General features: G+C 70.0%; 9 protein-coding genes. 5 read left to right on the forward strand and 4 right to left on the reverse strand.

What is annotated here, in order from left to right; genetic code table 11:
* Positions 1-183 precede the first annotated feature (183 nt).
* Both ACAM49_RS36240 and ACAM49_RS36245 read right to left on the reverse strand, forming a co-directional pair.
* Positions 184-609 carry a DUF3040 domain-containing protein gene (locus tag ACAM49_RS36240; protein ID WP_369640050.1) on the reverse strand — a complete coding sequence of 142 codons (426 nt, stop codon included), beginning with the start codon at positions 607-609 and terminating at the stop codon, positions 184-186.
* A gap of 125 nt (positions 610-734) precedes the next feature.
* Entirely contained in the window at positions 735-1,175 is a 441-nt protein-coding gene (locus tag ACAM49_RS36245) for an SAV_6107 family HEPN domain-containing protein (protein WP_369640051.1), read from the reverse strand.
* 230 nt (positions 1,176-1,405) lie between these two features.
* Between ACAM49_RS36245 and ACAM49_RS36250 the strand changes: the two genes are divergently transcribed.
* The 5 genes from ACAM49_RS36250 to ACAM49_RS36270 all read left to right on the forward strand — a co-directional run bounded on the left by ACAM49_RS36250 (position 1,406) and on the right by ACAM49_RS36270 (position 6,519).
* Positions 1,406-2,035 carry a GNAT family N-acetyltransferase gene (locus ACAM49_RS36250; protein WP_369640052.1) on the forward strand — a complete coding sequence of 210 codons (630 nt, stop codon included), beginning with the start codon at positions 1,406-1,408 and terminating at the stop codon, positions 2,033-2,035.
* Between the two features lie 14 nt (positions 2,036-2,049).
* Positions 2,050-3,666, forward strand: coding sequence for a phytoene desaturase family protein (locus tag ACAM49_RS36255; protein ID WP_369640057.1), 1,617 nt, complete (start codon positions 2,050-2,052; stop codon positions 3,664-3,666).
* Between the two features lie 112 nt (positions 3,667-3,778).
* Positions 3,779-4,606 carry a carotenoid biosynthesis protein gene (locus ACAM49_RS36260; protein WP_369640053.1) on the forward strand — a complete coding sequence of 276 codons (828 nt, stop codon included), beginning with the start codon at positions 3,779-3,781 and terminating at the stop codon, positions 4,604-4,606.
* Positions 4,607-4,690: 84 nt separating this feature from the next.
* On the forward strand, positions 4,691-5,374 hold the full coding sequence (locus tag ACAM49_RS36265; RefSeq protein ID WP_369640058.1) for a DUF3153 domain-containing protein: 684 nt from the start codon (positions 4,691-4,693) through the stop codon (positions 5,372-5,374).
* Entirely contained in the window at positions 5,371-6,519 is a 1,149-nt protein-coding gene (locus tag ACAM49_RS36270) for a glycosyltransferase family 2 protein (RefSeq protein ID WP_369640054.1), read from the forward strand. The genes ACAM49_RS36265 and ACAM49_RS36270 overlap by 4 nt, the downstream gene beginning before the upstream one ends.
* Here ACAM49_RS36270 and ACAM49_RS36275 read toward each other — a convergent pair whose 3' ends face one another.
* Positions 6,520-7,281, reverse strand: a complete 762-nt coding sequence (locus ACAM49_RS36275) for a hypothetical protein (protein WP_369640055.1) — start codon at positions 7,279-7,281, stop codon at positions 6,520-6,522.
* A 113-nt stretch (positions 7,282-7,394) separates the two neighbouring features.
* Entirely contained in the window at positions 7,395-8,333 is a 939-nt protein-coding gene (locus tag ACAM49_RS36280) for a methylenetetrahydrofolate reductase (protein WP_369640056.1), read from the reverse strand.
* Positions 8,334-8,629 lie beyond the last annotated feature (296 nt).

Consider the following 8,629-nt stretch of genomic DNA (forward strand, 5'->3'; position numbering starts at 1 on the left):
CCCGTGGGGAGGTGTGGGGAAGCGTGGAATCAGTCCAACACGCCGAAGACGCACCTACGCGAAACGCCGTGACGCCACACCTGAAATCGGTGTGGCGCCACGGCGTGTCGCGAGTGTTTCAGTTATTCGACCAAGAGCGGCCACCGTGCGGCGCCGAAGACCTTCGGCTGCACGATGACCGGGTCAATTGTCTTGTTCGAACCGCTTGCGGAAGCGGTCCTCCATTCGCGCGGAGAAACCGCCCGGCTTGCGCTGCTTACCGCGCGGAGCACCGGGTGCGCCGCCGGCGCTGGGATGCGCGTCGCTCGGGCGACTCGCCGACCCGCCCATGCGGGGGCCACCGATCAGCAACAGCACGCCAGCCGCGAACATGACGACGAAGCCGACCAGACTGATGATCGGGAAGCCGCCGGGCTTGAACGGTGCGGCGATACCCGCCACCAATAGGAACAGACCGAGGACGAACAGGGCGGCCGCCTGAAGTCTGCGTCGGCCGGTGGCAGAACGTAACCGTCCACCCCGAACAGTCGAGGCGAACTTCGGATCCTCAGCATAGAGCGCGCTCTCGATCTGTTCGAGCATGCGCTGCTCGTGCTCGGAGAGTGGCACGGTACCTCCCCCGGCACTAGGTGGTGGCTGTCGCCTCCGGGTAGACGACGGATAGCCGACCTTGGCGGCTGTCTGCCACCAATAATACGAGTTCGATCAGAGTGCGACCACCTACTCGCCGATACTCACGCCAGCATTCCGTTCACCCACCCTGAACTGGGGCGCAGCCGGGCCGCCGCCGACAGCAGATCCTCCACGTCATGCAGGAATGCGCCTACCCGCGAAGCGAACTCGTCGGCGCGACGATCATCAACGGGCCTCGGCAAGCCCGCTTCCAACGCCGCGCGGGTCTCGGACTGCCCGGTGAAATAGTCCGCCCACATCACGAATTCCGGTGCCGCGCGCTGCATCAGGACCCAGGCGTTGCGAGAACGCGCGCGGGGCGCGCGGTCTGCCCCGGTGAGGGCCAGGACCGCGCCCGCGCCGCGCAGGGCGGCGAGGTAGGCGGTGCGGAAGCGCTCCACCGGGTCCGACTCGGCCTGGGCTTGCATCAGCAGGCCGTCGGCCTTGCGCAGCAGGTCGCCGGCGCGGCCGGGATGGCCCTGACGTTCAGTTTTCCCGCTCATATCGGGTACCTCCCCACTCGTACACCCGATTCGTCTCTATATAAAGGACATCCGGTCCCCATTGGGCACTGCCCCCGAAAGCGGCAGAGCACCCAATGCAAGATCGAACAGGCATTCGAAGGTTTCTCGTGGGTTTGAATATAGAGAGACCCACCGACAAGTTGCGGCGCCCGCCGTGGCGCTACTGTCGAATCCATCTGTCCGCGCCAACGGAGAGTTGCGTCCCGCCGATGACCGCAGTCACCCCCAAACCGACACCCGCACCCGTGGTGGTCGACCTGTCGGCCGCGACCCTGCGCCATCGGCTGCACGACGCCCTCGCGGTCTACGTGGCGGCCATGGACTATCCGCGCGGGACCGAACATCAGCGCGCGCCCATGTGGACCGAGCACACCACCCGCCCCGGCTGGCAGGCCGTGGCCGCGGTGCTGCCCGACGACGACGGGCGGCTGGACCTGCGCACCGCGCCCATCGTGGCCATCGCCTACGGGTATCACGGCGCACCGCACCAGTGGTGGCATCAGCAGGTGTACAGCGGTATGCGGCGCACCGGGTGGCCCGAACACGCGGCGCGGGAACTGCTTTCGGACTATTTCGAGCTCACCGAGCTGCATGTGCATCCGGCCGCGCAGGGGCGCGGGCTCGGGGAGATCCTGCTCACCCGATTACTGCAGAACCGGCCCGAGCGGACCGTGCTGCTGTCCACGCCCGAGGTGGATCGGGAGGAGAACCGGGCCTGGCGGCTGTATCGGCGGCAGGGTTTCGGGGATGTGGTGCGGCACTTCATCTTCTCCGGGGACACCCGGCGGTTCGCGGTGCTCGGGCGGCGGCTGCCGCTGTGGCCGGAAAAGACCCAGTGACCGGCAAAGTCTCGATGAGCAAGGCGGATACGGGATCTCGGAGCGTCGTCATTGTCGGCTCCGGGCACAATGCCCTGGTCGCGGCCTGTTATCTGGCGCGGGCCGGGCATCGGGTGGAGGTGATCGAGCGCGACACCGTGCTGGGCGGGGCCGTCTCGACGGTCGAGCGGTTCCCGGGGCATCTGGTCGATCGCGGGTCGTCGGCGCACATCATGATCCGGCACACCGGGATCATCGAGGAGCTGGAGCTGGCCCGGTTCGGGCTGCGGTACATCGACTGTGATCCTTGGGCTTTCGCGCCTGCGCCGCCCGGCACGGAGCTGCCGCCCATCGTCTTTCACAAGGATCTGGACCGGACCTGCGCGTCCATCGCCGAGGCCTGCGGTGAGCGCGATGCCGAGGCGTATCGGCGGTTCGCGACCGTGTGGGGTCCGCGCAGCGCCCGGGTGATGCGGGCGTTCTCCGGGACGCCGACCGGCGGGCATCTGCTGAAGTCGTTCTGGGGCATGGATCCTCGCGAGGCCGCCGGGGCGACCGGGCGGGCCAGCGGCGGGGCGCTGTCGCGGGAGATGATGCAGACCGGAGACGCGCTGCTGGACAGCCTTTTCGACAGTGAGCGGCTGAAGGCAGCGCTGGCCTGGTTCGGCGCGCAGTCCGGGCCGCCCATGTCGGAGCCGGGGTCCGCGCCCATGGTGGGGTTCGCGGCGCTCATGCACACGCTCCCGCCCGGGCGCGCGGTCGGCGGCAGCGGGGCTCTGAGCTCGGCGCTGGTGGCGCGGTTGAAATCCGACGGCGGCACCGTCAGTGGCGGGGACGCGGTCACCTCCCTCACCCGGGTCGGCGACGGCTGGGAGGTCCGCACCGAGGGCGGCCGAAATATCCACGCCGACACCGTCATCGCGGGCTGCCACATCCTCACCACCCTGAACCTGCTGGAGCACGGCGGTTTCGACGCCGGGGTGATCGCCGACTGGCGTCGCCGCATCCGCGTCGGCCCCGGCATCGGCATGGTGGTCCGCGCGGCCACCACCGCCCTCCCCCACTACCCGGGCGCCGAAACCACCGAATCCGCCCACGGCCTGCAACTTCTCGTCACCGACCGCCGCGACCTGCGCCGCGCCCACGGCGCCGCCCTCGCCGGTGACCTCCCCCCGCGCCCGGTAGTCCTGGCCATGAGCTTCAGCGCCCTGGACCCGACCATCGCGGCCCCGGGCGAACACAACCTCACGCTCTGGTCCCAATGGCACCCCTACGACCTGGCCGACGGCACCAAGTGGTCCGACCACTCCGAACGCGAGGCCGACCGCATCATCGCCGAACTCGACGCCTACGCACCGGGCTTCGCCGACACCATCCGCCACCGCTTCATCCAGACCCCCGCCGACCTCGAACGCGAAATGGGCCTGCTCGGCGGCAATGTCATGCACATCGAGATGTCCATCGACCAGATGTTCATGTGGCGCCCCCTCCCCGAACTGGCGGGCCAGCGCGTCCCCGGCGCACCCGGCCTCTATCTCACCGGCGCATCCACGCACCCCGGCGGCGGTGTGTCCGGCGCCAGCGGCCGCAGCGCAGCTCGCTTGGTGGAGCGGGATCTACGCCCGCGCCGTTTACGCCCGTTACGTCGATGAGGGATGCCGAGCTAGGCGGGACGACCGCGAACCCCGCTGTGGCCGTGGCCGCGCCGCGAATCCGGCGGGCGGGCCTGCGCCGCGTACCGCGAGCGGACACGCGGTGCGTCCGATGACCGCCGACTCGGGGCGGTCTACCCGATCGGCCACCGCGAGTGCGACAGTCGTCGCGGCGGTACCGGCGATCCTGCTGGTGCTGGTGCAGATCACTTATCCGCTGGCGCACGGGGTTCTCCGGGATCGGGTCACCGTGGTGGTCGTTTTGCTGTCGGCGGGTACGGCTTTGACGCATGCGGTGGTGACGCGCGGGGTGCGGTGGGCTGCGGGTTTGCTGGTGATTCTGTCGGGGATCGGGCTGGGTGCCGAGATGTTGGGGACCGCGACTGGGTTTCCGTTCGGTTGCTATGACTATGCGAGTGGGCGGCTCGGGCCGGAGTTGGCCGGGGTGCCGCTGGTGGTGCCGCTGGCCTGGACCGGCGGGCTGTATCCGGTGTGGATCGTCGCGGGGATGCTGGGTCGCGGTGCGGCGGGGCGGGTTTCGCTGACGGCCGTCGGTGCGGTCGGGTGGGATCTGTTCCTCGATCCGCAGATGGTCGCGGATGGGCAGTGGACGTGGCGCTCGGTGGTTGCGGGGCTGCCGGGGTTGGAGCAGATTCCGTGGATCAACTATGTCGGCTGGTTTCTGGTGGCGTTGGTGATGGCCGGGTTGTTGGAGTGGTGGGATCGGACGGCTCCCGATACGGGGGCGGCGCGGGTGGTTCCGGTGGCGGTGTTCCTGTGGACGTGGCTCGGGTCGACGCTGGCGCATGCGGTGTTCCTGGGGTTGCCGGTGTCGGCGGGGTACGGGTTCGTGGGGCTCGGGGTGCTGGGGTTTCCGCTGGTTCGGGAGCTGAGCGCCCGTCGAATCACGCTGTGGCCGGGCGCGCATGGCACGATGTGAGCCGTGCAGCCGAGTCCGATCATGTCGACAGCAGAGGAAACACCCGCGTCAATGCCGGTGAGGCGGCCGCGCCGGTGGGTGCGGATGCTGGCGGTGGTCCTGTTCGCGGGGCTGGCCGTCATGCTGACCGGATGCCTGCGGGTGCAGGTGTCGATGGGCGTGTCCTCTAATGACCGGGTGTCGGGCCGCTTCGTCGCGGCGGCCGTGCCGCAGAACGACAAGGACAAGGGCCCGCAGCTGAAGGCGCCCGACGGTTTGCAGTCCAAGGTGCGGGTGGACCCGTACACGCAGGACGGATACGTCGGCAGCCAGGTGTATTTCGACGATCTGTCCTTCGGCGAGGTGCAGCAGCTGGGCGCCATGTCGGATCAGACCTCCGGCATGTTCAACCTGGTCTTCAACCGCGTCGGCGACCTGGTCACCCTGACCGGCCGGGTGGACCTGAAGAGCCTGCCGCCGCAGGGCTCCGACGTGCAGCTGACCGTCGCCTTCCCGGCGCGCGTGGCCACCACCAACGGCACCCGCGAGGGCGATTCGGTGGTGACCTGGAAGCTGCCCGCCGGTGACGTGAGCACGCTGCGCGCGGAAGTCGGCTACGCCGACCCGAATACGCGCTCCTTCGCCGGGTGGGCGGGCATCGTCGGCGGCATCACCCTGGCGGTGGCGGCCGTGGTCGCGGTGCTGGCCTACATGACCCGCAATCCCGATCCGCCGGCCTACGTGCGGGCCGCGCGCTGGCTGCGCCCCGATCGCACCAAGACACGATGACTCTCGCGGCGAAGGTGGTCACGGCCGGTAGCGCCGTCGCCGCCTTCGGCGCGGCCACCGCACTCGCGAATCGACTGAGCCTCAGGCGACTTCGGGCCTCCGAGGTCGAGATCACCGAGCCGGTCACCGTTCTGATCCCGGCCCGCGACGAGGCGGACCGCCTGCCGGACCTCATCGCCGATCTGCGCGCCCAGCGGGGCCTCGCCGATCTCGGCGTGATCATCCTCGACGACGGTTCCACCGACGGCACCGCCGCCGCCGCGCTGGCCGCCATCGGCGACGACGAGCGATTCCTGGTGTCGCGCAACGAGACCGATCCCCCGGCGGGCTGGACCGGCAAGACCGCCGCCTGCGCCCGCCTGGAGGCGTTGACCTCCGGCGACGACGTGCTGATCTTCCTCGACGCCGATATCCGCCTGGCCCCCGACGCGCTGGCCGCCGCGGTCCGCGAAATGCGTTCGGCGCGTGCCGCATTGCTGTGCCCGTGGCCGCGGCAGCGCGCCGAATCCGCGGCCGAACAGCTGATCCAGCCCCTGCTGGGCTGGTCATGGGCCTCGACTCTGCCTGTCGCCCTGGCGAATCGCACCCTGAGCCCGTCGATGGCGGTGGCGTGCGGGCAGTTCCTGGTCTTCGACGCCGCCGCGTACCGCGCGATCGGCGGCCACGCGGCGGTGGCCGACAGCGTCACCGAGGACCTGGCCATCGCCCGTGAACTCCGCCGCAGCAGCAGGCGCACGGTCTTGGCCGCGGCCGGACCCCTTGCCGAAACCCGCATGTACCGCGACGCCGCCGAACTCACCGAGGGCTACTCCCGCTGGCTGTGGTCCGCGTGCGGCGGCCCGGCGGGCAGCCTCGCGGTCGGTTCGGTTGCGGCGCTGGCGTTCTGGGCGCCGCCCCTGGCCGCGTTGTTCGGGCGCGGACGGACGAGGTGGATCGGATTGCTGGGCTACACCGCGGCGGTCGCCGGACGTCTGCTCGCCCGCTCGACCGAGAACGGCGGGTCGCTCGACGGCGCGGATGTCCGTGCCGCCCTGGCGCATCCGCTGTCCATCGCGGCCTACCTGGCGCTGTCCGCCCGCTCGCACCGCGCCCAGCGCGATTCCACCCTCACCTGGAAAGGCCGCTCCCTCACGCCTACCCGATGATCAGGGCACGGGGGTCATGCCGATCGTCGGCAGGAAGAAGCAGGTGGTGTTCCCGTTGCGGACCGTGCCGAACATGGCGGCCAGCACCGTACCGGAGCCGGTATTGACCGGAACCGCGCGAACGCCGCCGACCGGTAGTGCCGCGGTGAAGTAGTCGCGCACCGCCTGTTCCACCATGGGGCGCAATTCGTTCGGGACCTGCGGCGGAATCATCGCGTTGAGGACCTGGGAGATCGGGCCCATGGGGACGAACCCGCCGCGGCCGGTGGTGAGGTTGACCCAGGCGACCTGCATGCCGGAGGTGTCGGCGCTGTCCGGGCTGATGCCATAGGGGACGAACGCGAACATCGCCTGCCCCGCCTTGACGGCCGAAAGATCAAGGCCGGGAACGGAAACCGCGTAGCGGGGCCACGGCCCGGGAATGGTGCCCGCGACCGCGGGTGCCAGGCCCAGCGTGGTGCCGCCCAGGCAGAACGGTGCGGCGGTCGGGTAGAGGAAGGGCTGGATGCCCAAAGTCTGCAATCCGTCGACGGTTTGGCCGTAGGCCGAGAGCCAGTCGGTGGGGGCCGCGGTGTCGGCCCTGGTGATGGCGGCCAGCGCGGCGGCCGCGTCGCCGGTGAGCGCCGCGGCGGGATCGGCGTGGGCGCGGTCGGCGGGGGCCGCGACCGCGGTGCCGGTCAGGGTTGCCGGACCGGTTGCTGTGAGGACCGCGCAGACGCCGAAAGCGCCTGCGACACGGACGAGGTGGTGGAACGCGGACATGGGTGGCTCCCCTCGAGGTCACGACTCGAGGGGGACGCTACTCCGCTGACCAGCGAGAACCGGACATTTCATCCGGTGTGCCGGTCACTTGTTCAGGCCGGGCCGGGGATCGGTCAGACGTGGGCCGGGGCGGGCGACATGGTGTAGCCCAGGTTCGCCAGCACTTCGCCGGTGGCCTTGGCGAAGTTCAGGGTGATGAAGTGCAGGCAGGGCGCGCCCTCGGCGATGAGGGTCTCCGCGATCTCGGTGGCGATCTCGATGCCGACCTCGCGGACCGCGGCGCGATTCTCCTCCGGGCCGTCGCCGGCGGCCTTGTGCAGGCGCTCCATCACCTTGGCGGGCAGCTCGCGGCCCGACAGCTCCACCGCGCGCTCCACGGTGCGCAGCGAGGTGATCGGCATGAGCTCGGGAATGATCGGCTTGGCGCCCTCGACCGGATCGCAGGCGATGACCCGATCCCGCAGGCGCAGATAGTGCTCCGGGTCGAAGAACATCTGGGTGATCGAATACTCCGCGCCCGCACGCAGTTTCGCGCACAGGAAGCGGGTGTCGTCGTCGAGGTCGCCCGAACGCGGGTGCCCCTGCGGGAACGACGCCACGCCGACGTGGAAGTCGCCCAGATCACGCACCATGCGGACCAGTTCCTCGGCGTATTCGACGCCCTCCGGATGCTTGACCCACTCCCCCAGCACATCGCCCGGCGGATCGCCGCGCAGCACCAGCAGATTCCGGATGCCCGAATCCGCGTACGCGCCCACGATCGAACGCAGCTCGGCGACAGAGTGATCGACGGCGGTCAGATGCGCGACCGTCAGCAGCGTGGTCTCGCGCGCCAGCTGACCGGTGACCCGGATGGTGCGGTCGCGGGTGGACCCGCCCGCCCCGTAGGTCATGGACACGAACGCCGGATGCAACCGCTCGAACTCGCGGGCGGCACGCCACAACCGCGCCTCACCTGCGGCATCACGCGGCGGATTGAATTCCACCGAGAACGGGATGGACCCGTCGGGCCGCGGCCCCAGCTGCTGCAATACGGAGCGAGTTCCGGACACTTGAGGCGTGCGGGAAACTCGGCCAGGGGTCGAATATCCCCGTACATTGTCGAAACTCACGCGGACATTTTACGGGTCGCAACCGGCCCCCGAACCCCGACCTGCACCTATCCCAGCAGGTGAGACCCGCTCCCCTGCGCCGAGTGGCACACCAGCGCGGCCGAATCCGGCAAAACCCCTCGCTGGTGTGCCACTCGGCGAATCGGTCCGGCCTCGGCTGCCGCGGATCCGGGCCGGAGGTTGGGAGATGCGCGACGACAGGATGCGGGCGCGGCGAGCAGGGGCGGCGGTATGAC

The sequence above is a fragment of the Nocardia sp. JMUB6875 genome (genome assembly GCF_041154655.1).
GTDB lineage: Bacteria > Actinomycetota > Actinomycetes > Mycobacteriales > Mycobacteriaceae > Nocardia.

What these genes read in the sequence shown, in the direction of transcription:
- ACAM49_RS36245 (WP_369640051.1), bottom strand. Translation starts at nt 1,175, where the DNA reads ATGAGCGGGAAAACTGAACGTCAGGGCCATCCCGGCCGCGCCGGCGAC.
- ACAM49_RS36250 (WP_369640052.1), top strand. Translation starts at nt 1,406, where the DNA reads ATGACCGCAGTCACCCCCAAACCGACACCCGCACCCGTGGTGGTCGAC.
- ACAM49_RS36255 (WP_369640057.1), top strand. Translation starts at nt 2,050, where the DNA reads ATGAGCAAGGCGGATACGGGATCTCGGAGCGTCGTCATTGTCGGCTCC.
- ACAM49_RS36260 (WP_369640053.1), top strand. Translation starts at nt 3,779, where the DNA reads ATGACCGCCGACTCGGGGCGGTCTACCCGATCGGCCACCGCGAGTGCG.
- ACAM49_RS36265 (WP_369640058.1), top strand. Translation starts at nt 4,691, where the DNA reads ATGCTGGCGGTGGTCCTGTTCGCGGGGCTGGCCGTCATGCTGACCGGA.
- ACAM49_RS36270 (WP_369640054.1), top strand. Translation starts at nt 5,371, where the DNA reads ATGACTCTCGCGGCGAAGGTGGTCACGGCCGGTAGCGCCGTCGCCGCC.
- ACAM49_RS36275 (WP_369640055.1), bottom strand. Translation starts at nt 7,281, where the DNA reads ATGTCCGCGTTCCACCACCTCGTCCGTGTCGCAGGCGCTTTCGGCGTC.